This is a genomic window from Salinisphaera sp. SPP-AMP-43 (assembly GCF_049568105.1).
Taxonomy (GTDB): Bacteria; Pseudomonadota; Gammaproteobacteria; order Nevskiales; family Salinisphaeraceae; genus Salinisphaera.
Genome location: NZ_CP145335.1, coordinates 487,378 through 513,433, shown reverse-complemented (window position 1 = coordinate 513,433; position 26,056 = coordinate 487,378). Strand labels below are relative to the sequence as shown.

Sequence of the window (26,056 nt, the reverse complement as noted above, 5' to 3'; positions counted from 1 at the left end):
TAGCCAGGCCGGGTCAGAAGCCAAAAGCGTCGGCCGGGCAGGTCTGCGATTCGATCCATAGCCTTCGCCTCGACTCGCCAACCGACGCTTGCATTGTACATTCAGCCTTCGTCCAAGGCTCGGTCCAAATAATGCGGCCCGAGATGCCGCATTTGTTGCAAGATCCAGGCCTGGCGACCCGCAACATAGCTGTCCGGACGCGCAGCGTTATGCTGGGTGGGCGCCGGCAGGACTGCTGCCAGAGCGGCACATTGGCGACGCGACAAACCGGCCGCCGTGGTCTGGAACAGCTGTCGGGCGGCGGCCTGAACGCCAAACGCCGTATCGCTGAACTGGGCGATATTGAGATAGACCTCCATGATTCGGCGTTTAGGCCAAAGCAGGTCCATCCAGAGGGTGATATAGGCCTCGATACCCTTACGGATATAGCTCTTGGCCGGCCAAAGAAAAAGATTCTTGACCGTCTGCTGGGTCATAGTGCTGGCGCCCTGTACGGCCCCGCCATTAGCGTTGTGCCGAATCGCGCGCTCGATCGAGGACCAGACGAAACCGTGGTTGCTGGGAAAGGTCTGGTCCTCGCTGGCGACCGCGGCCAACGGCATGCAGGCCGCGATCCGATCGAGATCTACCCAGCGATGCACGATCTCAGCCTGGGGACGCTGATCCTGCAAACGGTTGCCGGTGATGGTCATGAATGCGCTTGCCGGCGGATTCACGAACCGAAAGATCAGCAACACGGCCGCCGGCGCCAGCGCGACGACGGCGGCCGCGATCAGGCCATAACGAAACGGGTGGTTAAGCAGACGCTTCAATAGCCGTTGCTGCCCATATCGTTGTTCTGGCCCCCGTTCTGGCCCTCGTTCTGGCCGTTGTAGCTGTCTTCGTTGGCCGCGTTATTGCTGTCGTAGCTGCCGCTGCCGTAATTACCGCTGTAGTCAGAGGTCCCGGCGTCCGAGTTCGTTGCGCTGTCGTTCGCCCCGGTCTGTTGCTGCACGCGCACGCCGCCGTTGCCGCCGTCGTAGGGCGATGTCTGGCCATAGCCCTGATCGCTGCCGCCCGCGCCGCTGGTTTGACCATTGCGGCTGTTGTCACCGCCGTTGCGGCTATCGTTCGCGGCGCCGTTGTTGCCACTGCCTCGGGTATTCGAGTCGTAGTGGAACTTGTCGTTGGAGGACGGCATGTATTGATTGAGCGTATAGACGAAACGCTGACCCGACTGGGGCAGGCTCTGGCCGCTGTCGCGGGTGAGCAACGTCCGGGCATCGATGCCGGCCTGCTCGTAGAATAGCCAGTTCGCATCCTTGTCGATGCCGATATGGGCCCCGCTCAGGGAGACACCGCCGAACAGGCCGCGCGAACGGGAATAGGAATAAACCTCGGCATCGAAATCGGCGTTGGTGGATGCGCCCACGCTACGTCCGACCGGCCCGGCGGCCACCGAGGCATCGGCCCCGAGGCTGAACTGGCCGTTGGCGATCTTGTTGACGCTGCGCTCGGTCTTGAACACGAGGATGATGTCCGTCGAGGACACACCGGCCTGAAAGCCGACCGAGCCGCCGGTCATGCTGATGAAGGTCGGATCCGACCATTTGCCATCCGCGGTACGCACCGACAATACGCCCTTGCCGTGCTGGACGCCGCCGATGAAGCCGATCTTGAACACGCTGGGGATGACCGCGATCCCATAGGCCTGGCGCAGCAGCGCCGATGGAATCTTGTTTTCGGGAATATTGACGAACTGCTGAAGGACGCTGGTCGCATCGTCCATCTGCTGCTCTGGCTCGCTCTCGGCAATCGCCGCGTTGCTGGCGGTCAGGCTGCCGGTGGCTACCACCAATACGGTAACCAATGCGGTTATCCATCGTTTCATTCTGGTCATTCCCTTAATAGGACCGAACCTGGTGTCGGTTCGCTGGATCGGGTGGCGGATCATACCTGCCACGGTCTATAGCCTCGGACCACGACCGACGACAAGGGTTCATGACCTGTCGTGATGTGGCCCTATCCCGGTCCCTCCATGAGGCGCTTCTGCACCGACAACTCCGGTTCGTCGCCGACCGGCTCGGCCGGACGATAACGGCCGTCGCGGCCCAACAACCAGGCATTGCTGTTGTCGGCCAGATACAGCGCCAGTTCGCGCTCGACCCGATCATATAACGGGCGCGACATGACAGGAAAGCAGGTTTCGACCCGACGGAAGAAATTTCGATCCATCCAGTCGGCGCTGGCCAGATACAGTTCCGGCCTTCCGTCGCCGGCGAAATGGAACACACGCGTATGTTCCAGAAAACGCCCGACGATCGAGCGCACCCGGATATTGTCCGACACGCCTTCGACTCCGGGACGCAGACAGCAGATGCCGCGCACGATCAGATCGATCTGTACGCCGGCACAGGAGGCCGCATACAACGCCCGGATCACCTGCGGCTCGACCAAGGAATTCATCTTGGCCACGATCCAGGCTTCGCGCCCGGCTGCGGCTGCCTCGGCCTCGCGCCGGATCTTGGCCAGAATGGCCTCATGCAGCCGGAACGGCGCATCCAGAATACGGGCCAGATCGTTGACCTTGCCAAGGCTGGTCAACTGCAAAAAGATCTCGTGGACATCATTGCCCAGATCGGGATCGGAAGACAGCAGCCCGTAATCGGTATACAGCCGTGCGGTTTTAGGATGATAGTTGCCAGTGCCCAGATGCACATAGTTGTGCAGGCCGTCGGCTTCGCGGCGCACGATCAGGGTCATCTTGGCATGGGTCTTATAGCCCACCACGCCGTAGACGATATGCGCGCCCGCAGCCTGCAGGCGATTGGCCAGTTCGATATTGTCGGCCTCGTCGAAACGCGCCCGCAGCTCGACCACGACTGTGACTTCCTTGCCGGCCCGGGCCGCCTCGACCAGGGCATCGACCACCGCCGAATCTGGCCCGGTGCGATACAGGGTCTGCTTGATCGCCAGCACCTTCGGGTCGGAACTCGCCCGGCGTACGAAATCGATCACCGGCAGGAACGAATCGAAAGGATGATGCAGTAGCACATCGCGTGAGCGGATCTCGGCGAACAGATCACCAGAAGGCGCGAGGGCGCTCGGCAGGCGCGGATTGAAGGCCGGGTATTTCAGATCCGGCCGATCGACCGTGCCCTGTAGCGACAACAGCCGATTGACGTTGACCGGCCCGTTGACCTGGTACAGATCGTCTCGGGTCAGCAGGAATCGCGCCAACAGATAGTCGCAGAGCGCCTCGGGGCAATTGTGAGCTACCTCCAGCCGTACGCAGTCGCCATAGCGCCGACCCGGCAGCTCGCCTTCGACTGCGCGCAGCAGATCGTCGACCTCTTCTTCATCGACATACAGATCGGAGTTGCGGGTCACACGGAACTGGTAACAGCCCTTGGCCCGCATGCTCGGAAATAGATCGCCGACATGCTCGTGGATGATCGACGACAGAAACACGAAATCATGCGGGCCGCTGCCGGTTTCGGCCTGCGGCAACTGGATAATGCGCGGCAGCGCCCGGGGCGCCTGCACCACGGCATGCTCGATCTTGCGGCCGAAGGCATCCGTACCGTCGAGCGCAACGATGAAGTTCAACGATTTATTGAGAATGCGCGGAAACGGGTGCGCCGGGTCCAGACCGATCGGGCTGATCACCGGCAGCAGTTCTTCCTCGAAATATTCCGACAACCAGGCGCGCTGCTCGGCATTCCATTCGGCCCGGCGTAGAAACCGGATGTTCTGAGCCTCCAGCGCGGGAATGATCCGGTCGTTGAGGGTTTCGTACTGCTTGTCGACCAATGTGTGCGCACGCTGACTGATCGCACGCAGCACATCGGAGGGCGTGCGGTTGTCGGCTTCGCTGGGCGTATCCAGCAGCTCGGCTTTCTGTTTCAAACCGGCCACCCGGACTTCAAAAAATTCATCCAGATTGGTCGAAGAGATACACAAAAACTTCAGCCGCTCGAGCAACGGCACCGATTCGTCCAACGCCTGCGCGAGCACGCGCTCGTTGAATTCGAGCAGCGACAGTTCACGATTAATGAACAGCTCCGGGGCCTCGAAATCACGCGGCGCGGGCCAGGTCGACGCAGTGGCAGAATCGGTCATGCGAAACTCTCCTGACATGGGGCGGAGCACCGCCGCCCGTTCAATCGATCACATTACATGACACGAATATGACAGCCGGACGACACGCACTTAACTTTCACCACGTCGATGCCTTCACGCCCCGGCCGTTTGCCGGTAACCCGGCGGCGGTCTATGTCCTCGAGGCGTGGCCGAGCGATGCCCAGCTGGCCGCGATCGCCGCAGAACACAATCTGTCCGAGACCGCCTTTATCGTGCCCGGCGCCGACCATTACCACGAACTGCGCTGGTTCACGCCAACCGTCGAAGTCGAGCTGTGCGGCCATGCCACGCTGGCCAGCGCCCATGTACTGCTTAACGAGCTGGACGGTTATAGTGCCCCGCTCATATTCACTACCCGCTTCGCCGGCGAACTCGGCATTGCCACCGGCAACGGACGGCTATGGCTGGATCTGCCTGCGCAGTTGGCCGAACCGCTCGACCACGACATCGGCGACATCGCCACCGCTCTCGGCGGCCAAGTCGTCGAATGGCGGGCGGCCACAAACTATCTCGCGGTCTATGCCAGCGCTGCTGAAGTCGCGGCTCTTAAGCCCGATATGCGCGCCCTGGCCCGCTACTCGGCCAGAACCAATCTCGGCTTTATCGCCACGGCACCAGCCGACGACGGCGCCCATGATTTCGTCTCACGCTATTTCGCGCCGGGCCATGGCGTAGACGAGGACCCGGTCACCGGCTCTGCGCACTGTACGCTCGCACCTTACTGGGCCGAACGACTGGGCAGGACCGAACTGTCCGCCCGCCAGATTTCGGCGCGCGGTGGCGAACTCCGGTGTGTGGTCGACGGCGAACGCGTGCATATCGGTGGTCAAGCGGTGACCTATGCCCGCGGCACGGCATGGCTGCCCGAAGAGGCCCCGGCATGATCCGGCTCGTTCTGGTCTGTGCAGCTCTCTATGGCGGCTTGGCGGTCTGTCTCGGCGCTTTCGGCGCCCATGCGCTGTCGGCGCATCTGTCAGAGAAAATGCAGGCGGTCTGGCATACCGCCGAGCAGTACCAGTTCTATCATGCGCTGGCGCTGCTGGTCGTGGGCCTGTTGATGCGTACGGGCCTGGCCGGCGCGGCCATGACCACAGCCGCCTGGTGTTTCATTGCCGGCACGCTGGTTTTTTCCGGCAGCCTTTATCTTTTGGCCGGTTCCGGCATCCGCATGCTAGGCGCGATCACGCCGGTCGGTGGGATGCTGCTGATCATCGGCTGGATCGCCCTGCTGGTCGGTGTATGGCGGGGCACGCTATAAGCGCGCCAGGCCCGGTAGCTTCAAGAGCACAGACCGCCCTATGGCCAGCGTTCCGGCACCACGGTCTGGCCGGTCTCGGCCGCGCGGTAAGCAGCCTCGACCAGGCTCAGCGTATTGAAATTATCGGCGCCATGGGTCGCGGCCGGGTGCCCTGCGCGGCGGCAGGCCAGCCAGTCGCGCTGGAAACTGACCACGCTTTCCTGGATTACCGCCCAGGGCTGGCGGCTCCAGGCCGGCCAATCCGGTGCGACCGTACGGCATTCCCGGGTCCCGTCTGGCTGATGCAGCTCGAGCAGGAAGTCCTGTTGCAGCCGGATCGTGCCGCCTGGTCCTTCGATCTCGAGCAAACTCTGAGGGAAGGGATCGTCGGCAAGTATGCTGGCATAGCTACAGTCGACCACGCAGGTAGTGCCGGCAGTATGACGTAGCAGCATCGTCGCCGTGTCCTCACCTTTGATATCCGGATTGATGCGCGCGGTTTCACAGGACAGGCGACCGACGTCGCCAAACAGCGCACGGGCAATATCCAATACGTGGATGCCCAGATCCTGGATGATGAATCGCGGCAGCTCAGCCAGATAGGGCTGGTTGGCAAACACATCGAACCCACTGCGATAACTCACGCGGCCGAAAAACGGCTTCCCGACCACGCCGTCGGCAACCAGGCCGACGACTTCGCGAATTGCACTCTGCCAGCGAAAGTTTTCATGGATGGTCAGGCTCACGCCCTGCGTGCTGCACAACTCGATCAGCCGTCGGGCGGCCTCGAGCGAGCCCGCGAACGGCTTTTGGCAGATCACATCTACCCCATGGCGGGCCGCTGCCTCGACCAGTTCGGCATGGGCCGGCGTGGGTGCCGCGATATCCACGAAATCTAGCGCGCAGGCCTCGAATAGTGCCTCGGCGTCTGTGAACCCCTGGTCGATGCCGAAGTCCTGCTGGAAAGCAGCCACATTGGCCGAGGCCCGATCACAGACCGCGACGATTCGAGCGCCTTCCAGGTCGTGCCAGGCCTGCATTTGGTTGCGGGCAAAAAAACCACAGCCGATCAGGGCACCGTTCAATAAGTTTTTATCCGAACCGTTGCTCAACGCTACCTCCTCAAAAGCCGCCGCTTCGAACCGCAGCCGCGGGCTCATGGGCTAATCATGATGTCATCATACCAATGTGGCAATGCCGGGTCCGCGGGCGCTGCGTATCGTGGCTCGGAATGCCGGCCCGCTCGGCTCTGACTACCGTGGTTTGAGAACCGCCCATGAATCGCGATGCCCCACTATTGACCCGACGCTACGGCACACCTACGCCGGAAGCCGAGCCGCAACCGTTGACGATCGGCCGTACGTCGCTGCTCTGGCAAGCCGGCACGGTACGACGGCTATGTTTCGACGGCATCGAGATCCTGCGCGGGCTGTCGATGGTCATTCGTGATGCGGTCTGGGGCACGCATCGCTTGGCACCGATCGCCTCCTACTGCCATCCAGAGCCCAAGGCCATACGCCTCGGCCAGGAAAGCCGCCTGAGCGACGCCAACGGTCCGGTACTGAATGCCGCGATGGCGCTCTCGATTTCGGAGACCCGGCTCGAGGCTTGCCTGCACCTGACGGCCGAGCAGCCGTTCGACACCTGTCGCAGCGGGCTGGTCGTGCTGCTGCCCTTGGCGCCTGTAGTCGGGCGTACGGCGACGGTGGTCCACGACGACGGCAGTACCCAGACCGGCCGGTTCGAGGAACGCATCAGTCCTGCGCAGCCATTCTTTTCGATTCGACGCCTGTCCTTAGCGCCTACCCCAAACATCGCAATGACGCTGGATTTCCAGGGCGACGTGTTCGAAATGGAAGACCAGCGCAACTGGTCGGATGCCTCGTTCAAGATCTACAACCGCCCCCTGGCCTGGCCGTCGCCGTACCGGCTGGCGGGCGGCGAATGCATCGAACAACGGATCACCCTGACCGTCGCGCCCGAGCCCCAAGGACCGCATCATGACTGAGCGAGTCGAGATATCGGTTCACAGGACCGGCGACACCCGGCTGCCGCCGCTCGGCATCGGGCTCTGGGTCGACCGGCTGGAGGCCGCCGCGACGATACGCCACCAGCTCGAGAGCCTGGCCCCGAGTCATGTCGATCTGCTGGTCGATCTGCGCCAGGCGGACAGTCTCGATCACCTGGAAACCGCGTTGTCGCTATGCCGCCGCCTGGGCCTACCGTTTTGGCTGTACGTCATCACGCCAGATACCCAGCCAGGCAGCGCTCTCCGAGCGTTGGCCTATCGCTTGAACAGTCTCGCCACCGAGGCAGCCGGCCTGCTGCTCACGCCGGCTGCCTATCTGGCCAGCTACCAGCCCGATGGCGATTGGCCAGACACTATCTCTCCCGAGCAGCTGCGGGCCCTCGGCCGCGAGATCTGGCCGACCCTGCGTCTGGGCGGCGGTTTTCCGACCTACTTCACCGAGCTCAACCGGTGCCGCCCTGATCCGGCCGCCATCGATTTCCTGACCCATGCGACCTCGCCGATCGTTCATGCCGCCGACGATCTGTCAGTCATGGAAAGCCTGGAAAGCCTGCCGCATATCTTTGCCTCAGCCCGGGCCCTGGCGCCGAATGTGCCCTACCGGGTAACTACCAGCGCGATCGGTGCCTGGACCAACCCCTACGGCGGCAGCCTGACCCCGAACGCAGCGGGCGAGCGTGTCACCTTAAGCGACAACGACCCCCGCCAACGCGGGCTGTTCGCTGCGGCCTGGTCGCTCGGCTATGTGGCCCGCGCGATCGGTCGGGTTGATGCCCTGACCCTGTCGGCCATCGGCCCGCCGTTTCCAATTGCCGGGCCCGACCATCGTTATCCGATCTTCGATGTGCTGCGGGGATTGAATGCCGGCTCCGAATGCCCGGCGCTGAGTACTCATTGCGACCGCGACGACATCGCGGCCCTCGGCTGGGCGAACGCGGCCGGCCGCGCCGAATTATGGCTCGCCAACCTCGGCCAGCAGAGTTGCGCCGTGCGTCTCGATGCGCCGTACCGGGCGGCGGTGCTCGACGAACACCTCGATCCAGCCGACCAGGCGCCAAACGACTGGCCGCTCGATCGGCTCGAATCCGGCAACGATCGGCGGTTGCGGCTTGCCCCCTACGCCATAGCCCGCGTCGAGATGCCATACCAAGCTATTGCAGGCCATGCCACTTAAGGCGCATTGTAGCGGGCTAATGGTGTACTCATCATACCAATGAAATTCAGGTGCGATGAGCATCCGCGTCGGCCGAGGCCGCATGACCAAGACAAATAGCGCACGCGATCTAGAAAAGCGCACCATCTCGAAGGTGGTCTGGCGGTTGGCGCCCTTCGTGGCCCTGATGTTCTTCGTCAACTATCTCGACCGCACTGCGATCTCGTTTGCCGCCCCCAACGGCATGCGCGACGACCTATCGCTCACGGCCGCCCAGTTCGGTCTGGCCTCGGGCATTTTCTTTATTGGCTATATCCTGTTCGAGGTGCCGAGCAACCTGGCCCTGCACCGCTTCGGCGCGCGCAAATGGCTGGCTCGTATCATGGTGAGCTGGGGCATCGTGGCGTTGTTGTTCACCTGGGTCAGCAGCGCCACCGGGCTGTATGCCCTGCGCTTCGCCCTGGGCGTGGCCGAGGCCGGTTTTTTCCCCGGCGCCATTCTGTTTCTAAGCACCTGGGTCCCCGGTCGGCACCGCAGCCGCATGCTCGGCCTGTTCTATGTCGCACAGCCGTTGACCACCGTGATCGGCGCACCGCTGGCGGCGATCCTGGTCCAGCAACACGGCTGGTTTTTCGGCCTCGAAGGCTGGCGCTTCATGTTCTTCGGCGTGGCAGTCCCGGCCATCGTGCTCGGTATCGCGGCCTGGTTCTATCTGGACGACCGGCCGGCCGATGCGCGCTGGCTGGACGAGGACGAACGCCGCTGGCTCGAGCATGCGCTGGCCGACGAAGACCGCCAGAAGACACGTACTCGCGGTGCCGCCGAGGGCCTGCGGCATGCCCTGACCGAGCCCAAGGTCTGGATCTATTCGGTCATTTATTTCGGCTTTATCTATGGGCTCTATGCCCTGGCGTTTTTCCTGCCCAGTATCATCGATGGTTTCGAAAGCCAGTTCGGCACGCATTTCGGTATTCTCGCCGAGGGTCTGATTACCGCCGTGCCGTATCTGCCGGCTGCGCTAGTGCTGTATCTATGGTCGCGCGATGCGGGCCGACGCGGCACGCGGCGCTGGCATATCGCGATTCCGGCAATCACCGGCGGCCTGAGCGTACCGCTGGCCCTGTATATGGACTCGCCCGCAGCCACGATCGCGGTGGTCACAATCACGGCCTGTTCCATATTCGCAGCCCTGCCGAACTTCTGGACCCTGCCGGTTCGCGAACTACAGGGCTCGGCAGCCGCGGCCGGCCTGGCGATCATCAACACCCTGGGTAATCTGGGCGGTTTTTCATCGGGCTATGTGACCGGCCTGCTGCACGACGTCAGCGGCAGCTATGTATTGCCGTTGTTCGTGGTCGGCGGCTTCATGCTGCTGTCGGCCGTACTCGTTCTGACGGCCCTGCCCGCCCAGGACCGTGCAGCCTTCGGCAGCGATGCAGCCAGCGCCCACCCTTAATTAATAGCGGCCAACGAGTTATTCATGAACATCGGATTGAGCACCTACGCCTTTACCTGGCGCGGATCAGCACATATGCCAGCGCCGATGACGCTGGCCGATATGCTGGACGAAACCGCCGATCTTGGCGGCAGCGTATTCCAGATCTGCGACTATCCCGCCATCGAGCATTTTTCTGCCGACGAGCTCGCCGCCCTGTATCGGCGCGCCCAGGCGCTGGGCCTCACACTCGAACTGGGTACGCGCGGGCTGACGCCGGCCAAGCTGGGCCGCTATCTGGATATCGCTGCCGCACTGGACGTCCGGCTGCTGCGCTCGATGTTCAACGACGCCGAGTCGCAGCCGACCGCGGACCAAGCCGAGCACTCTCTACGCGAAATCGCGCCGCGCCTGCAAAACCAGGGCGTGACGCTGGCGCTCGAGACCTATGAACAGGTCGCCGTCGAGACACTCATGACCACCATCGAGGCACTCGACGATCCCCATATCGGCGTCTGTCTCGATCCGGGCAACTGTGTCGCGGCCCTGGAGATGCCCGACAACGTGATCGCGCGTACCGCCGATCGAGTGGCGAATCTGCATATCAAAGATTTCTGTTTCACCCGGGCCGAGGGCTGGGTCGGCTTTCGCCTGCTCGGCTGTCCGCTCGGCGACGGGCTGCTGCCCTTGAACGCCATGCTCGAGCGCGTGGCTCCGGCCGCCCGCGGCATCAACTTGATCGTCGAGCACTGGCTCGACTGGCAGGACGACGCCGAACACACGGCCACAGTCGAAGCCGAATGGACCCGCCACAGCATGAATATCCTCAGGAGTATCCAATCATGAATGATTATCAGAACATCGCCCTGGTCGGCGCGGGCGGCAAGATGGGCATGCGTATCGGTGCCAATCTGGCCGCCTCCGATTATCGCGTGCACTACTGCGAAACCGCGTCAGCCGCCCGCGAGCGTCTGGCCGCCGAGGGCCGCGAAGCCAGCGATATCCATGCCGTGATCGGCGATTGCGACCTAGTGATCCTGGCGGTGCCCGATATCGCCCTGGCCTCGGTAACCGAAGACCTGGTGCCGAAAATGCGCTCGGGTGCGACCCTGCTCACCCTCGACCCGGCCGCGGCCTATGCCAATCTGCTGCATCAGCGCGAAGACATCCGCTATGCCGTAGCCCATCCCTGCCATCCCTCGGTATTTCTCGATCGCCGGACCGACGAGGAATCCGCGGATGCCTTCGGCGGCGTCGCCGCGACCCAGTCGGTGGCCGCGGCCTTCGACGACGGCAGCGACGCTGAAAAACGCGTGCTGGAGCCGGTGATTCGCGTGATGTATGGCCCGGTCGATACCGTGCACTGGGTGACTGTCACCCAGCTGGCCTATCTCGAGCCGACCCTGGTCGAGACCGTGACCTGTATGCTGGGTACGTTCATGAAGGAAGCCCTAGAGGAAACGGTCGAGCGCACCGGCATGCCGCGCGAAGCCGCCGAGGCGATGCTCTACGGGCATATCCAGATCGCCCTGGCCGTAGCCTTCAAAAGCACCAATCCGTTCTCGGATGCCTGCATGGTCGCCATCGACTATGGCCGCGAAGCGATCATCAAGGACGACTGGAAGAAGATCTTCGACCAGGACGAGCTCGACAAGGTGATCGCCCGCATGCTCAAGATCGAGCAGGTCCAGCGCCCAGCCAGCAGCACCTGAGCACAAGCCCGGCCCGGCCGCAGTACCCAGCGGCCGCGCCAGATACCTTGGGATCGCGATAAAACACCGGCTTTCGCCGGTGTTTTGGGGTTATGAGCCCGGTTCGGCGCGAGCCCGATACAACTCGCTGGCCCGAGTCAGATGATCGCGCATGGCGTTCGCAGCGCCTTCGGCATCGTGGGCGGCGATACGCTCGGCGATCTGACGATGCTCGCTGACCGAGACATCCTCGGCGCCTTTGAAGCTGACGATGCCGACGTGATAATCCTTCAACCAGTGCAGCATCGCCCTGGAGGTCGCCGCGAAGATCGGATTACCCGACATCTCGGCGATCGCGTTGTGAAACGCCATATCGTGGTCGATGAATTCCGGTCTGCCAGCGCTGGCCACCATATCGTCGATGATGCCTTCGAGCACCTGGAGATCTTCGGCGCCGGCTTTGTCGGCCGCCATCCGGGTCAGACCGGTCTCCAGAAACAGCCGGGCTTCTTTCAGATGGTCGATATTGTCGGCCGATTCCGATAAGAGAAAACGTGCCGTGCGATCAAACTGATTGATCATCGAATGCACGGTGACTTCAGTCACCCGGGCGCGTTCGCCGTGGGTGATCGCGATCATGCCCATCGAGGCCAGCTGCTGCATGGCCTCACGCACCGCCGGGCGGCCGACGTCGTATTCGCGCATCAGCTCTCGTTCCGGTGGCAGTTGATCGCCGGCCTTGAGTTGCCCGGAACGGATACGGGTGAGCAGCCGTTCCAGCACTTCGTCGGACAGTTTCCGGCGACGAATCGGGGCGTTCGAACTTTCGCTCATGGTTTATGCAGCCTCAAGGCACAACGGCGATCAGTCTACAGCAAGGCCAAAGCCGACCGGCGCGACCGGCGTTGTGCCCGGGCCGGCCACGCGGATCATGTTGTGGCTATTGTTTTTTCATACCGAAGCCGCCCGACAGAACCTGGTCGGCATTATTGTCGGTGACCAGCACACAATCGACCGACTGCTTCTCTTGTTTATCGGTCTGGCCCTGCCGCAGCAGCGTATCGATCTGCTGCACGGCCATGCGCGCCATGACGGTCGCCTGCTGTAGCCCGGTGGCCCGAACGTTGCCGCCATTTGCGATCTGGTCGATCACATCCGGATTGCCGTCGATGCCCATCACCGGGACATTCGACAGACCGGCATTCTTCAACGCTGCGGCTGCGCCGAGCGCCATCGTGTCGTTGCCGGCCAAGACCCCGGCGATATCGGAATGGGCCTGGATGATGGCCTGCATCACGTTATAGCCCTTGGTCTGGTCCCAGTCGGCCGATTGCTGGGCGACCATTTTCATGGTCGGGATTTCATCCATAACGCTATGAAAACCCTGGGAACGGACATGGGCGTTGGTGTCGGAGGAACGCCCGACCAGCTCGACCCATTTGCCCTTGTAGCCAGATCGCTTGGCAAAGTACTGGGCCACCGAGCTGGCGCACTGGAAATTGTTGGACACGATCTGGGCGTTGGCCACGCCGTTAGCGTTGATCTCGCGATCGATCAGATAAACCGGGATGCCGGCATCACGGGCACGCTTGACGGCCGCCACCGAGGCATCCGAACCCGCGTTGTCGAGGATGATCGCGCTGGCGTTATCCGCGATCGCGTTCTGGATCATCTTCAGCTGGACGTCCGGATCGCCCTGGTTGACCATCGAATTGGTCCGGTAGCCCATCTTGTGGGCCGTGGCCACGGCTGTGTCGGCCTCGGCCTTGTAGAACGGGTTGCTGTGCGAAGGCGTGATCACGGCGATCAGATGCTTGCCGGGGTCGAAATCGGCGGCTGTGGCCTGACCGCACCAAGCCAGGCCGGTACACAGCGCTGCGATCAAGACAATCGCGATTCGGGACGTTCGAGCTTTCATGACAGTCTCCTCTTTTTGTGTTTTGGCTTATCGGTTAGGAACGCCCGGGCTCAGATTCGCCCTGCGGCTGGCGGGCCGCCGAGCGTACCGCCGCGGCCTGTTCGGCCCGGCGCTGCAGCTGATCGATGACCACCGCGAAAATGATCACCGCACCGGTGATCACGGTCTGCCAGAAATCGGATACCCCGAGCAGCACCATGCCGTTGCTGAGCACGCCGAGCACGAAGGCGCCGATGATCGTGCCGCCGATCGTGCCCACGCCGCCGAACAGCGAAGCGCCGCCCAGCACGACCACAGCGATGGCATTCAGCTCGTAGGTGGTGCCGATCGCTGGATTGGCAGCCCCCAATCGGGCCGCAATGATCAGCCCGGCTAGCGCGGCACAGAAGCCGGAAATGGCATAGGTATAGATCTTGACCCGCGAGGTGCGCACGCCAGACAACTCGGCGGCCCGTTCGTTGCCGCCCAGGGCGAATACTTGCATGCCGAATACCGTGCGCCGGGCGATCCAGGTCGCGACCACCGCCAGCACGATCATGATCCAGATCGCATAGGGCAGCCCCAGGAAACGGCCGTTGCCCAGGATCAGAAAACCGGTATTGCCAAGGCTGGCCTGGCCGCTCAGGTCGCCGTAGGTGGCGCCATCCGAAATCAGCTGGGCCGCGCCGCGGGCGACATACAGCATGCCCAGCGTCTGGATGAAGGGCGTGACCCGCAGCCGGGTGATGAACAATCCGTTGACCACCCCGACCGCGGTGCCGACCGCCAACGTGATCACGCAGGTGATGACCACGTTGGAAAAGATCGCGACATCGAAAAACGGGATACGCAGGCCCTGGGAAATCAACCCGCCGGCCACCATCGCCGCCAACCCAGCCACCGAGCCGACCGACAGATCGATACCGGCGCCCAGGATCACAAACGTCATGCCCACCCCCAAGATCGCAAACACTGCCACCTGCTCGGCGACGATGATCAGATTGCGGACGGTTAGAAACGCCGGCGAGGTGGCGGCGAACAGCACCACCAGTACGATCAACGCCAGATAGGCGCGAAAGCGCAATAACAGCAGCGGGAGCGAACTCAAACTCGGACGGCGCCGCCCGGCCGGCTGCGCGAGCGTATCGGTAGTCATGCCAGACTTTCCTTTTCGAAGCGTTGAACCTGTGAATGCGCAACCAGCGCGTCCTCGCTCAACTCGGCGCGGCTGAGATCGGCGGTGATCTGGCCCTCGGCCATGACCAGCACCCGATCGGCGCCGCCGGTGATCTCGGCCAAGTCCGATGAGGCATAGAGGATGGTCAGGCCCTGCTTGGCGAGCCGGTCCATGATCTCGAACAGCTCGCGGCGGGCCTTGATATCGATGCCGCGGGTCGGCTCGTCGAGCAGCAGCACCTTTGGCTCGGTCAGCAGATTTTTGCCGACCACGGCTTTTTGTTGATTGCCGCCGCTAAGCGCCGAAATCAGCACATCGGTATCCGACACCTTGATCAACAGCTCGCGCACCATGCGCTGGGCATCGCGGTCCATGGCCCCGAAGTCCAGCCCGGCCAGCCCGGCATAGCGTTTGAGATTGGTCAGCGCGATATTGCGGGCCACCGACTGGCTCTGGACCAGTCCCAACAGCTGGCGATCTTCGGGCACCAACGCCAATCCGGCTTCGAGCCGGGCGGCGATATCGTCCTTCTCGGTCAGCCGGCGGCCGCCGATGACGAGGTCGCCGCCGGAAGCCTGGCGCAGGCCGATCAGGGTTTCGAACAGCTCAGTACGCCCAGCGCCCATCAGGCCATAGAAGCCGACGATTTCACCGGCCGTTACCCGGAAGCTGACATCGTCCAGCAGCCGGCCGCCGATCGCGTTCGGCAGCTGCAGATTATTCACCGCCAGGATCTCGGGGGCGTTCGGATCGGGCCGCTGGTCGGCCGGCACCTCGCGATACGGGCCTTCGATACGGGTCCCGACCATGCGCTCGACCAGCCAGGGGATATCGACGTCGCCGCGCGGGCCGGTCTCGATCAACTCGCCGTCGCGCAGCACCGTGAAGCGATCGCCGATCTCGATCAGTTCTTCTAAGCGATGCGAGATATAGACGATCGCCACGCCCTGCTGCTTGAGCTCGGCCAGCAGCCGGAACAGCACCGCGACCTCGCTCTCGCTCAACGACGAGGTCGGCTCGTCGAGAATCAGAATCCGCACATCGGCGACCAATACCCGGGCGATTTCGACGATCTGCTGCTGGCCGATGCTCAGCTCGCTGATCAGTCGATCGACATCGATCGACTGGCCCATCCTTTCCAGTACCTCGCGGGCGATCCGACGCTGCTCGCCGTGGCGTAGCGTGCCGGCCGGGCCGCGGCGCTCGCGGCCAACGAACAGATTCTGGGCCACGCTCAGGTTGGGGAACAGATTCAGTTCCTGATGCACGATCCCGATCCCCAGCGCCATCGCCTCGCGCGGGCTGGCCACATCGAACGGCTGGCCTTCGAAGACCAGCTCGCCGCCAGTCGGGCGCTCGATACCGGCCAGGATCTTCATCAGGGTCGATTTGCCCGCCCCGTTCTCGCCGATCAATACATTGACCTGGCCGCGCAGCACATCGAAATCGACCTGATTCAAGGCCGTGGTGCCGGGATAGACCTTGCTCACGCTGCGCGCCCGAAACACGACCGGCTCGGCATGGTCCGCCGCCGTCTCGCTCGCGGGCTTTGCCGGGCTCATGAGCCGGCCTCGATATCGATCGGCACGATGTCGAACGCGCCGTCGGGCGATTCGGCGAAGGCGCCGATGAAATGGATCGTCCGGCCCTTCAGCTGGTCGACCTGGAGCCCGTCATAGGCCTGTTTGAGCGCCTGCTTGTTCAGCGCCTTGGCGACGCTGGCGTATTGCATCTGATTGGTGAAATCGTTGAGCTTCAAAAACGGAAAGGCATCCCGCAGGGCGGTACCGAACACCAGCGGCCCGGCATACAGGCTGAGCTTGTGATTCGCGCCCTCCGGCTCGTGTAGCTCGAGGGTGCCGACCGGGGTCGAGGTATCGACCGCAGCCACCTGGGCCGTGCCCTGCACGATGAAGTTATAGCTGCCCCCGCCGGAGACCACGCCATATTGTTTTTCGGCGCGTTCACGGTCGCTGGCGAGTGCCGCTAGCAATGTATCCAGTTCGACCGCGTGCTGGCTCGCCCAAGGCTGGATCTTCGATGACCAGATGCCGGCCACATACTGGCTGGCGTCGAAACTGCCCGGGGCGAATTTCTGGTTCGTGCCCGCGGCGTTGACCTCCTGCGGATCGTTCAGGACCACCCGACCGGTATCTGGGTCGACCGCGCGCACCGCAATCAGCGGGCCCGGCGCCATGAGCGCCATAACGCCCAGCAGCAAGGCCAGCGCTGCGACACCGCCCAGAATGCGCGCGTCGACAAATCCGGAAAACGACATACCTGTCCAACCGAGGTCGCGATTCGTTGGCTCGAATTAAACCGGATATGTACTGATTACGTCATTATACCAATGGTCGAATAGTCGATAGTCGAATACGTCGGCTGGGCCGCTTCGCCCTTAGCGCGCGCACCCTCCCAAGCCAGCCCACAAACCAGGGCCCAGCCTGTCGCGGCCGGGCTGGGCCGTTGGGCTAGGGCTATTGGCCTAGGGCTGTTGGGCTGCCCGCTGAAGCGCCGCGAGTACCGCATCGTGGCGCGACGTGGGCGGCAACGCTGGATTGCGGCCCCAATCGCGCCGGGCCGCGTTACGTGCCTGGCTCGTGGCACGCCCAGAACCCGCGCCAGAACCGGCGGCTCGCCCGGCCAGCCACGATTTGGGGTCGCCACACGGCGCCCGGAGGAAACTGCAACACAGACCATGTTCTCGGCATGGCCACGCCGTCCGCGACCGGACTGATGCGCCTTTAAGACCCTATCTGCAGCGCTCTAGCCGTCGAGCCGGCCCCATACCGTCTACAGACCGGGCGCGCCGTAATAGTCCGTCTTGCGATCAGCTCGACCCACGGTCGGCATCGGCGATCCGAGAACCGGCCGCTCGCGGCTCCGGGCAGCGGTTGGGGGATCACAGCGCCTTGGGCCCCAATCGAACCGAAAACCGCCAGGCCACGGCGGCGATATCAAACCGGCGGAGATGCGAGGCGACGCACGTCGGCCGCGACCGCCGACTACGCCCGGCGAGGCTCGATACAGAGCCCATCGACCAACAAATCGGTCAAGCGGCGCACGCTGGCCTGCCAGCCTGGCTGATCCTGGAGCAGACACATGCCGACGATGGCATGCAATAGTTCGTCGGCGCTGACATCGGCGCGAATCGTGCCGGCCTGCACGGTGCGCTCGAGCAGACCAGCCAAAACTGAAGTCAAGCGGCCGGATAGATGCGAGGAAATCGCCTTGGTTCGGTCGGCGGACAGCGCCAGTGCACCGGCCATGCCTTTCTTGGTCGCGACCATCGCCACCAGAGCGGCCAGCCATTCACGCAGGGCCGCGACCGCATGGGTCTGGGTCGCCAGCATCTCGGCCCGTTCGGCCAGCTGAATGACCTCGCGTTCGTAGACCGCTTCGTACAACGCTTCGCGAGTCGGAAAATGCCGATACAGGGTGCCGATACCGAGCTCGGCTTCACGGGCCACCGCTTCGCGGCTGGCTCGGGCACCATCACGCGCGAACACCGCCGCCGCAGCTTCTAGCAACCGCTCCCGATTGCGCCGGGCATCGGCGCGCATCGGGCGTTGTTTTTTCGCTTTCGGCGTGTTCATCAAATCGAAATCATGAAACGGTTGCAAAGTGGAGGGCTGCCTCCGTATATTCGAGACGACCCAGTAATCGGCGATGAATATGCCACGCACCCATCGTGGTCACACCCGACCGTACCCGGCTTACCCCGGGCCATTCTCGCCAATCTCATCGATCGGAGCCACTGCATGACGCTGCCCCTGACGCTGACGATCAACGGGCACCGCCGCGCGCTCGAGCTAGACGACCCGCGGGTCACCCTGCTCGACCTGCTGCGCGAGCGGCTGCATCTCACCGGAACCAAGAAAGGCTGCGACCGCGGCCAGTGCGGCGCCTGCACGGTGCTCGTTGACGGCCGCCGCATCAACTCCTGCCTGACACTGGCCGCCAGCCTGGACGGCGCCAACATCGAGACCATCGAAGGGGTGGCCGAGGGCCCCGAACTACACCCGGTCCAGGCGGCCTTCATCGAACACGACGGCTTCCAGTGCGGCTACTGTACGCCGGGCCAGATCATGAGCGCGATCGGCCTGATCCGCGAGGGTCAGGCTGGCACCGACCCCGAGCGGGTGCGTGAAAACATGAGCGGCAATCTTTGTCGCTGCGGTGCCTATATCGGTATTACCGAGGCCGTACTCGACGCCTCGGCCCGAATCGGCCATAGCGAATCGGAGGCCTCGTCATGAATCGCTTCGAATATCTCCGGCCCGCGTCGGTCGCCGAAGCTGCCGAGGCCTTGGCTCGGCCGGGCGCGAGCGCGCTCGCAGCCGGCACCAATCTGCTCGATCTGATGAAGGCCGACGTCCTGCGCCCGTCTCGCCTGGTCGATATCACGCAGCTGCCCGATCTCGATCAAATCGAGCACATGGCCGACGGCGGCGTGCGCATCGGTGCCATGGTCCGCAATTCGGATCTCGCCTATGACGAGGCTTTTGCCGCGGCCTATCCGGCCGTCGCCGAGGCGCTGCTGTCCGGTGCCTCGCCGCAGCTGCGCAATGCCGCGACCGTCGGCGGCAATCTGTTGCAACGTACCCGCTGTGCCTATTTTTACGACCCGGCATCGGCCTGCAACAAGCGCAACCCGGGCGCCGGCTGCGATGCCCGCGAAGGGGACAACCGTTCGCATGCGATCCTCGGCTGGAGCGAACATTGCATTGCGACCCATCCCTCGGATTTCTGCGTGGCCCTGGCCGCTTTCGATGCCGTCGTCGAAATCGAAAGCGCTAATGACTGGCGCTGTGTACCGCTGGCGGACTTCCACCGCCTGCCGGGCGACCGACCGGATATCGAGAACGAACTGGCCCCGGGCGAGTTGATCGTCGCGATCCGCCTGCCGGCCGAAGCCGCAGCCTTCGCCGGGCATGCCCGCTATCTCAAAGTGCGCGAGCGCACTTCCTATGCGTTTGCTCTGGTCTCCGCGGCCGCCGGGCTCGATCTGGCCGACGACGGCAGCATCCGGAACGCGCGCATCGCGCTTGGCGGCATCGCCCCCAAACCATGGCGGGCCGCGGCCGCCGAAGCCGCGCTCGTCGGCGCGTTTCCCTCGCCGGAGGCCTTCGAACAGGCGGCCCGGGCCGCACTGACCGACGCCGAACCGTCCGGCGACAACGCGTTCAAGATCGAACTGGCGCAGCGCGTCATCAAGCGGGTACTGGCCAATGCCGCGGCCGGCACGCCGGCTACGATGCCTGCCCTGCCGGCCTCGCCCTTTGCCCGCGTCAACGGAGGCCCAGCCCATGCCTGAGATCACATCCATCCAGTCGCAGGCCCGCCAACAGAGCGAGGCCAGTATCGGCCAGCCGATCACCCGCACCGACGGCGTGCTCAAGGTCACCGGTGCCGCGACCTATGCCGCCGACAACCATCCGGCCGGCATGCTGCATGCGGCGATGGCGGTTTCGAGCATCGCTGCCGGGCGTGTCACCGGCCTCGACATCGAGGCCGCGAAAGCCCACCCCGGCGTGGTCGACGTGATGACGCCCGACCATCGCCCCAAACTGTTCAAGGATCCGGACGAGCGCGACGATCCGTTCATGTTCCGCCTCGATCTGCTGCAGAACGATCGCGTGCGCTACCCCGGCCAGCCGATCGCCGTGGTGATCGCCGAAACGCTGGAGGCCGCCACCGAGGGCGCCGCCCTGCTGAAACCGGAATACGAAACCGAAACGCCATTGGTCGGCCTGGATGCCGGCGAGGCCTTTGTGCCCGACGGCGTCGGTCCCGGCGAACCGGCCGAATCCGGCGTCGGCGATATCGAGGCCGGGTTGGCGCAGGCGACCCGCCGTATCGATGCGACCTACGACACCTCGGCCCAGTACCATCATCCGATGGAGCCGCATGCCATCGTCGCGAGCTGGGACGGCGACACGCTCACGCTGGACACCCCCAGCCAGGCGATGACCATCGCCCGTAGCCGCGTGGCCGGACTGTTCGGCATCGATGCCGACCACGTGCATATCCGCAGCCCGTTCCTGGGCGGCGCCTTCGGCTGCAAGGGCATGATTCTGTCGCCGCAGGCGCTTGGCATCATGGCGGCACGGCTGGTGGGCGCGCCGGTCAAACTGGTGGTCCGGCGCGAACAGATGTTCGGGCCAGTCGGCCACCGCGCGCCGACGCGCCAGCGGCTCGAGCTCGGCATGGACGACGCCGGCCATCTGACCGGTCTGTCGCATCATGTACGTACCAGCTCCAGCGTGTTCGACGATTTCTTCGAACCGGCTGCCAGCGTATCGCATACGCTCTATGCCAGCCCCGCGATCGCTACCACCTACGAAGGCGTGCGGGTCAACACGGGTACGCCGCTGTTCATGCGCGCACCCGGCGAAGCCACCGGCTCGCCGGCCCTGGAATCGGCGATCGACGAAGCCGCCGAGGCCTGCGGCATGGACCCGTTGGCGTTTCGCCTGGCCAACTATGCCGAGGTCGAACCGATCTCCGGCAAGCATTTTTCCTCCAAACGCCTGCGCGACTGCTATGCCCAAGCCGCAGAACGTTTCGGCTGGGCCGGGCGCAACCCGCAACCGCGCTCGATGCGCGATGACGATGGCCTGCAGGTCGGCTGGGGCGTGGGCACTGCAACCTTCCCGGTAGTGATGTTCCAGGGCCATGCCCGGGCGTTGATCCGCGCCGATGGCAGCGGCCTGATCGAAACCGGGGCCCAGGACATGGGCCAGGGCGCCTGGACCGCCCTGGCCCAGATCGGCGCCGACAGCCTGGGCCTGGCACTCGGCCATACGACCTTCCGTGCCGGCGCCTCTGACCTGCCGGATGCCGGCGTCGCCGGCGGCTCCGGACATACCGCGACTGCCGGCAACGCGATCCACAACGCGGGCCGGGACGCGCTGGACAAGCTCGCGGAACTGGCCAGCGCCGACCCAGCCTCGCTGCTGCACGGCGCCGATCGCAGCGAACTGGTCGCCCGCAACGGCCGGCTGCACTGGCGCGGTCATGAAGCCCGCAGCGAGAGTTATCGCGATATCCTCAATCGGGCCGGCCTGTCCGAGATCGAGGGCAGCGGCACCGGCTCGCCCGACCAGGCAGCCCAGGAACAGTTCGCCATGCATGCGCACGGGGCAGTGTTCGCCGAGGTCAAGATCGATCCGGATCTGGGCCAAATCCGTGTGACGCGCTTGGTCGGCGCCTTCGCCGCCGGCCGGGTGATCAACCCGCGCATGGTCGAAAGCCAACTGTTCGGCGGCATGGTCTGGGGCGTGTCGTTCGCGCTGCACGAACACGCCAGTGTCGATCGGCGCACGGGCCGCGTGACCAACGCGGATCTGGCTGGCTATCACGTTCCAGTCAATGCCGATGTGCCCTCGATCGAGGCCATTTCGGTACACGAGGACGATACCCACATCAACGCCCTCGGGGTGAAGGGTGTGGGCGAGATCGGTATCACCGGCACCGGCGGCGCGATCGCCAACGCGATCTGGCATGCCACTGGCATCCGCGTACGGCGCTTTCCGATCGGGATCGAGGATCTACTCGGCCGCGCCTAGACCAACCGCGGTGCGCCCTCGCCGTGGCCGGGTGCACCGCAAAACGCTCGCAGCCGAAAAACGAACGTATGTCGGCTGCGGGTCGAGGCATGGCGCCAAACCGTCGCCGATCGCAGGCGCACTTGAAGCCGTGGCCCGCGCAGGGCACAGCAAACCGATGCTAAAAGCCTTATCCAGTGTCCGGAGTTAGACGCCGGCCGCCCCTCGACCGGGCGCACCGAGCCCGGGTAGATGCCGGGCGAGCAGGGCACGCAGATCGGCTACATCGATATCGAAATCGCCGAACGGCGCCTGCGTCGTGCGACCGATTTTGATGCCGCGACCGCGCCACGCCGGAAAACCGTAGTCGTCGCCCAGCGCTTCGGTATCACTCAATCCGGGCCCGACATCGGCGCCATGGCGCGCAGCGGTAAGCCGCAATTTTTGCCGCCAACGGCGCGACCGCCGGCCCACAGAATCTGCGGCGCTAGTCCCAACCCTCCGCTGCGACCGCGCGCGACCTATCCGTCGTTTCGACCAGACCGATGCCCCGCTAGGCCACTCGACCGAGGGCAGGCACGCCACCGCCTCGTACCCGACCGCGACGAGCGCCCTGCGAACAGCACGCCGGCGTCCAGCTCGAAGACGAGGCGCTGCCATCCCGTCAGCGCCCAGCCAGGCGATAGCCTGGGGTACGCCTATCACCTCGGCATCGAGCCCAAACGCCTGTGCGCTGGCTTTTAACGTCCGAGAGGGCAGCACTGCCACCGACATTGAGTAAGCCGCGGCAGCGAATATGGCGCGATCCGGATCGGCACGGGCCAGTGTCGGCCCGCATCCAATGCTGTTGCGCAAGGCCTTAGATAATCTCGACCCACGCCATAGACCAAGCGAATCAATCGGCTGTGGCCGAGATGGCCGCCTAATTGGTGGAGGCAAGGCCGCCGAATCGAGCACGGTGGCCAGGACCGGCCGCGCTCGGCCAGTACAGCGGCCGTGGCCAGGCCCATCCTGCCGCCGCCCGTAATCAGCAGATTGATCGCGGGCCACCGTCGGCTGCGGCCGCTCGCCAGAGGAAGATGCCGTCGCGATGCACGACACGGTCACGAGCCCAAGGCGCGCTGTTGGCCCCATTTTGCCCATGGTCCCGGCCTCCACCTGCAGCATGGCGCCTGTCTGATCTAAATCGGCATACCGATCGTCGGTGACGCCCTGCCATAGACATGGCAGGCGCCCCGGCCGTGCGGATCAGCTTTATCTGTCACGTCGTCTCGTGTTAGCCCTGAGATATCGAATGATGGACGGACACCTTCATGACCGATTTCCACTGGGACGATCCGCTGCGTCTGGACGACCAGCTCAGCGCGGCCGAGCGCGCCGTCCGCGATCGTGCCCACGACTACTGCCAGACCTACCTGCAACCGCGGGTGTACGACGCCTTCGAGCACGGCTGCTTCGACCGCGCGATCATGACCGAGCTGGGCGAGCGCGGTCTGCTGGGTGCGACCGTAGCCGAAGGCTATGGCGGCGGGGGCCTGGGCCACGTGGCCTACGGGCTGATCGCCCGGGAGGTCGAACGGGTGGATTCCGGCTATCGCTCGGCGATGAGCGTGCAGTCCTCGCTGGTCATGCATCCGATCGAGGTCTTCGGTAGCGAAGCCCAGAAACAGCACTATCTGCCGCGGCTGGCCCGCGGCGAATACATCGGCGGTTTCGGCCTGACCGAGCCCGAGGCCGGCTCCAACCCCGGCGGCATGACCACCCGCGCGGTCCAAGTCGACGGCGGCTATCGGATCTCCGGCGCCAAGAAATGGATCGGCAACAGCCCGATCGCCGACGTGGTCCTGGTCTGGGCCAAATCCGAAGCCCACGACGGCCGCATCAAGGGTTTTCTGGTGGATCTGCCGGCCGAGGGTTTCGACGTCTGGGAAATGCCGGGCAAGCTGTCGCTACGGGCTTCGATCACCGGCGAAATCGCGATGCACGACGTATTCGTGCCCGATACGGCGATGCTGCCAGAAGCCGAAGGTCTGTCCGGCCCGTTTGCCTGTCTCAACAAGGCCCGCTACGGCATTGCCTGGGGCGTGATGGGCGCAGCCGAAGCCTGTTGGCAGCGCAGCCGTGCTTATGTGCTCGATCGCGCGCAGTTCGATCAGCCGCTGGCGGCGAACCAGCTGATTCAGAAAAAACTGGTCGACATGCAGACCGAGATCGCGCTCGGTCTACAAGCTGCGTTGCAGGCCGGACGACTGCTCGATACCGGTCTCGATGCGCCGGAGATGATCTCGCTGATCAAGCGCAACAACTGCGGCAAGGCACTCGATATCGCCCGCAGCGCCCGCGACATGCACGGCGGCAACGGCATCCTGATCGAATACGGCGTCATGCACCACATGCTCAATCTGGAGAGCGTAAATACCTACGAAGGCACCCACGACGTACATGCGCTGATCCTCGGCCGGGCCCAGACCGGTATCCAGGCGTTCAAATAATCCGTGGCCGAGCACGACGAAACGCCGAAGCCGCTCGACGGCATCCGCGTGCTCGATCTGTCGCGGGTGCTGGCTGGGCCGTGGTGCACCCAGCAGTTGGCCGACCTCGGCGCCGAAGTCGTTAAGATCGAACGCCCGGGCAGCGGCGACGACACCCGCGCCTGGGCGCCGCCCTGGCTGGACGGCACCGACGAATCGGCCTACTTCCTGTCGGCCAATCGTGGCAAGCACTCGGTCTGCATCGACTTCTCCAAACCGGAAGGCCAAGACCTAATCCGGCATCTGGCCGCCGAATCCGACGTGCTGGTCGAGAACTTCAAGGTCGGCGGGCTGGCCGGCTACGGCCTCGATTACGAATCGCTACACGCCCTCAATCCAAAACTCGTGTACTGCTCGATTTCCGGCTTCGGCCAGAACGGACCCTATGCCCATCGCGCCGGCTACGATTTCCTGATCCAGGCCATGGGCGGGCTGATGAGCGTGACCGGCGAACCCGACGGCGAGCCGATGAAAGCCGGCGTGGCCTTCGCCGACGTATTCACCGGTCTGTACAGCGCCAACGCCATCCTGGCCGCCCTGCACCACCGCACAACGACCGGCGAAGGCACGCATATCGACATGGCGCTGTTCGACGTGCAGATCGGTGTCATGGCCAACCAAGCCGCCAGCTTCCTCGCCACTGGCGACAATCCGCGGCGGCGCGGCAATGCCCACCCGTCCATCGTGCCCTATCAGCTGTTCCCCACGGCCGATGACGAGATGGTGATCGCGGTTGGCAACGACGATCAGTTCCAGCGCCTGTGTACGGTTTTAGAACAGCCGGACCTAGCCGGCGACGCACGTTTTGCCACCAACGCCGAACGCGTCGCGTACCGCGACACGCTGGTGCCGATGCTGGCCGAACGACTACGCCAACGCCCGCGTGCCGACTGGCTGGAACGCCTGGAAACGGCCGGTGTGCCCTGCGGACCAATCAACGATCTCAAGCAGGTCTTTCGAGATCCGCAGGTCAAACACCGCCATATCGAAATCAACCGCCGGCATGCCAGCGGCCGCGATGTGGCTTTGGTCAGCAATCCGATCCGCTTCGACGATCAGCCGCTCAACGCCGAAGCCGCCCCGCCCATGCTTGGACAGCACACGGCTTCGATCCTCGGCGAACGACTCGATCTGGACGACCGCGCTCTTGCCGATCTCGCAAGTCGAGGCGTCATCGAACCTCGCGATTAGAGCGATGCCCGTCTGCTGGTTGCCACAGCCGGTAACGCCCGAT

General features: G+C 64.1%; 23 protein-coding genes. 12 read left to right on the top strand and 11 right to left on the bottom strand.

All coding sequences use genetic code 11. The annotated features are described in order from the left end of the window. Positions 1-101: 101 nt before the first annotated feature. From mtgA to ppk1, 3 genes are all read right to left on the bottom strand, one after another. Complete coding sequence (mtgA, locus tag V5738_RS02180; RefSeq protein ID WP_423822766.1) at positions 102-812, bottom strand: monofunctional biosynthetic peptidoglycan transglycosylase; 711 nt, start codon at positions 810-812, stop codon at positions 102-104. Then, positions 809-1,870, bottom strand: a complete 1,062-nt coding sequence (locus tag V5738_RS02175) for a YSC84-related protein (protein WP_423822765.1) — start codon at positions 1,868-1,870, stop codon at positions 809-811. The genes mtgA and V5738_RS02175 overlap by 4 nt, the downstream gene beginning before the upstream one ends. 131 nt (positions 1,871-2,001) lie before the next feature. Continuing rightward, positions 2,002-4,101 carry a polyphosphate kinase 1 gene (ppk1, locus tag V5738_RS02170; protein ID WP_423822764.1) on the bottom strand — a complete coding sequence of 700 codons (2,100 nt, stop codon included), beginning with the start codon at positions 4,099-4,101 and terminating at the stop codon, positions 2,002-2,004. A gap of 68 nt (positions 4,102-4,169) precedes the next feature. Here ppk1 and V5738_RS02165 point away from each other — a divergent pair, with 68 nt between their 5' ends. Together V5738_RS02165 and V5738_RS02160 are read left to right on the top strand one after the other, a co-directional pair. Beyond that, entirely contained in the window at positions 4,170-5,006 is an 837-nt protein-coding gene (locus V5738_RS02165) for a PhzF family phenazine biosynthesis protein (RefSeq protein WP_423822763.1), read from the top strand. Then, positions 5,003-5,380, top strand: coding sequence for a DUF423 domain-containing protein (locus tag V5738_RS02160; RefSeq protein ID WP_423822762.1), 378 nt, complete (start codon positions 5,003-5,005; stop codon positions 5,378-5,380). The genes V5738_RS02165 and V5738_RS02160 overlap by 4 nt, the downstream gene beginning before the upstream one ends. Positions 5,381-5,418: 38 nt before the next feature. Here V5738_RS02160 and V5738_RS02155 read toward each other — a convergent pair whose 3' ends face one another. After that, a complete protein-coding gene (locus V5738_RS02155) occupies positions 5,419-6,471 on the bottom strand; it encodes a Gfo/Idh/MocA family protein (RefSeq protein ID WP_423822761.1) in 1,053 nt (350 codons plus the stop codon). A 164-nt stretch (positions 6,472-6,635) separates the two neighbouring features. Between V5738_RS02155 and V5738_RS02150 the strand changes: the two genes are divergently transcribed. The 5 genes from V5738_RS02150 to V5738_RS02130 all read left to right on the top strand — a co-directional run bounded on the left by V5738_RS02150 (position 6,636) and on the right by V5738_RS02130 (position 11,688). Further along, positions 6,636-7,367: a hypothetical protein gene (locus tag V5738_RS02150; protein ID WP_423822760.1), complete on the top strand. Its 732-nt coding sequence runs from the start codon at positions 6,636-6,638 to the stop codon at positions 7,365-7,367. After that, positions 7,360-8,562 carry a hypothetical protein gene (locus tag V5738_RS02145; protein WP_423822759.1) on the top strand — a complete coding sequence of 401 codons (1,203 nt, stop codon included), beginning with the start codon at positions 7,360-7,362 and terminating at the stop codon, positions 8,560-8,562. The genes V5738_RS02150 and V5738_RS02145 overlap by 8 nt, the downstream gene beginning before the upstream one ends. 82 nt (positions 8,563-8,644) lie before the next feature. Continuing rightward, positions 8,645-9,997 carry an MFS transporter gene (locus V5738_RS02140; protein WP_423822758.1) on the top strand — a complete coding sequence of 451 codons (1,353 nt, stop codon included), beginning with the start codon at positions 8,645-8,647 and terminating at the stop codon, positions 9,995-9,997. 24 nt (positions 9,998-10,021) lie between these two features. Then, positions 10,022-10,822 carry a sugar phosphate isomerase/epimerase family protein gene (locus tag V5738_RS02135; protein WP_423822757.1) on the top strand — a complete coding sequence of 267 codons (801 nt, stop codon included), beginning with the start codon at positions 10,022-10,024 and terminating at the stop codon, positions 10,820-10,822. Then, complete coding sequence (locus V5738_RS02130; RefSeq protein WP_423824226.1) at positions 10,816-11,688, top strand: phosphogluconate dehydrogenase C-terminal domain-containing protein; 873 nt, start codon at positions 10,816-10,818, stop codon at positions 11,686-11,688. The genes V5738_RS02135 and V5738_RS02130 overlap by 7 nt, the downstream gene beginning before the upstream one ends. A gap of 90 nt (positions 11,689-11,778) precedes the next feature. Here V5738_RS02130 and nanR read toward each other — a convergent pair whose 3' ends face one another. The 6 genes from nanR to V5738_RS02100 form a co-directional block, all read right to left on the bottom strand. Continuing rightward, a complete protein-coding gene (gene nanR / locus V5738_RS02125) occupies positions 11,779-12,501 on the bottom strand; it encodes a transcriptional regulator NanR (protein WP_423822756.1) in 723 nt (240 codons plus the stop codon). 106 nt (positions 12,502-12,607) lie between these two features. Further along, positions 12,608-13,585, bottom strand: coding sequence for a D-ribose ABC transporter substrate-binding protein (locus V5738_RS02120; protein ID WP_423822755.1), 978 nt, complete (start codon positions 13,583-13,585; stop codon positions 12,608-12,610). 34 nt (positions 13,586-13,619) lie between these two features. Beyond that, positions 13,620-14,720, bottom strand: a complete 1,101-nt coding sequence (locus V5738_RS02115; RefSeq protein WP_423822754.1) for an ABC transporter permease — start codon at positions 14,718-14,720, stop codon at positions 13,620-13,622. Continuing rightward, entirely contained in the window at positions 14,717-16,303 is a 1,587-nt protein-coding gene (locus tag V5738_RS02110; RefSeq protein ID WP_423822753.1) for a sugar ABC transporter ATP-binding protein, read from the bottom strand. The genes V5738_RS02115 and V5738_RS02110 overlap by 4 nt, the downstream gene beginning before the upstream one ends. Then, the gene (locus tag V5738_RS02105) at positions 16,300-17,019 is read right to left on the bottom strand and encodes a DUF2291 family protein (RefSeq protein ID WP_423822752.1); all 720 of its coding nucleotides are present in this window, start codon (positions 17,017-17,019) and stop codon (positions 16,300-16,302) included. The genes V5738_RS02110 and V5738_RS02105 overlap by 4 nt, the downstream gene beginning before the upstream one ends. Positions 17,020-17,746: 727 nt before the next feature. Next, positions 17,747-18,364 carry a TetR/AcrR family transcriptional regulator gene (locus V5738_RS02100; protein WP_423822751.1) on the bottom strand — a complete coding sequence of 206 codons (618 nt, stop codon included), beginning with the start codon at positions 18,362-18,364 and terminating at the stop codon, positions 17,747-17,749. A gap of 138 nt (positions 18,365-18,502) precedes the next feature. Here V5738_RS02100 and V5738_RS02095 point away from each other — a divergent pair, with 138 nt between their 5' ends. The 3 genes from V5738_RS02095 to V5738_RS02085 are packed head-to-tail and all read left to right on the top strand — an operon-like array spanning position 18,503 to position 22,312. Further along, positions 18,503-19,000: a (2Fe-2S)-binding protein gene (locus tag V5738_RS02095; protein ID WP_423822750.1), complete on the top strand. Its 498-nt coding sequence runs from the start codon at positions 18,503-18,505 to the stop codon at positions 18,998-19,000. Next, on the top strand, positions 18,997-20,058 hold the full coding sequence (locus tag V5738_RS02090) for an FAD binding domain-containing protein (protein WP_423822749.1): 1,062 nt from the start codon (positions 18,997-18,999) through the stop codon (positions 20,056-20,058). The genes V5738_RS02095 and V5738_RS02090 overlap by 4 nt, the downstream gene beginning before the upstream one ends. Continuing rightward, positions 20,051-22,312, top strand: a complete 2,262-nt coding sequence (locus V5738_RS02085) for a xanthine dehydrogenase family protein molybdopterin-binding subunit (protein ID WP_423822748.1) — start codon at positions 20,051-20,053, stop codon at positions 22,310-22,312. Before V5738_RS02090 ends, V5738_RS02085 begins: the two co-directional genes overlap by 8 nt. Positions 22,313-22,498: 186 nt before the next feature. Here V5738_RS02085 and V5738_RS02080 read toward each other — a convergent pair whose 3' ends face one another. Next, positions 22,499-22,687, bottom strand: coding sequence for a hypothetical protein (locus V5738_RS02080; protein ID WP_423822747.1), 189 nt, complete (start codon positions 22,685-22,687; stop codon positions 22,499-22,501). Between the two features lie 917 nt (positions 22,688-23,604). Here V5738_RS02080 and V5738_RS02075 point away from each other — a divergent pair. Next, positions 23,605-24,783, top strand: a complete 1,179-nt coding sequence (locus tag V5738_RS02075; RefSeq protein WP_423822746.1) for an acyl-CoA dehydrogenase — start codon at positions 23,605-23,607, stop codon at positions 24,781-24,783. A 3-nt stretch (positions 24,784-24,786) separates the two neighbouring features. Then, positions 24,787-26,013 carry a CaiB/BaiF CoA transferase family protein gene (locus V5738_RS02070; RefSeq protein ID WP_423822745.1) on the top strand — a complete coding sequence of 409 codons (1,227 nt, stop codon included), beginning with the start codon at positions 24,787-24,789 and terminating at the stop codon, positions 26,011-26,013. The last annotated feature ends 43 nt before the right edge of the window (positions 26,014-26,056 follow it).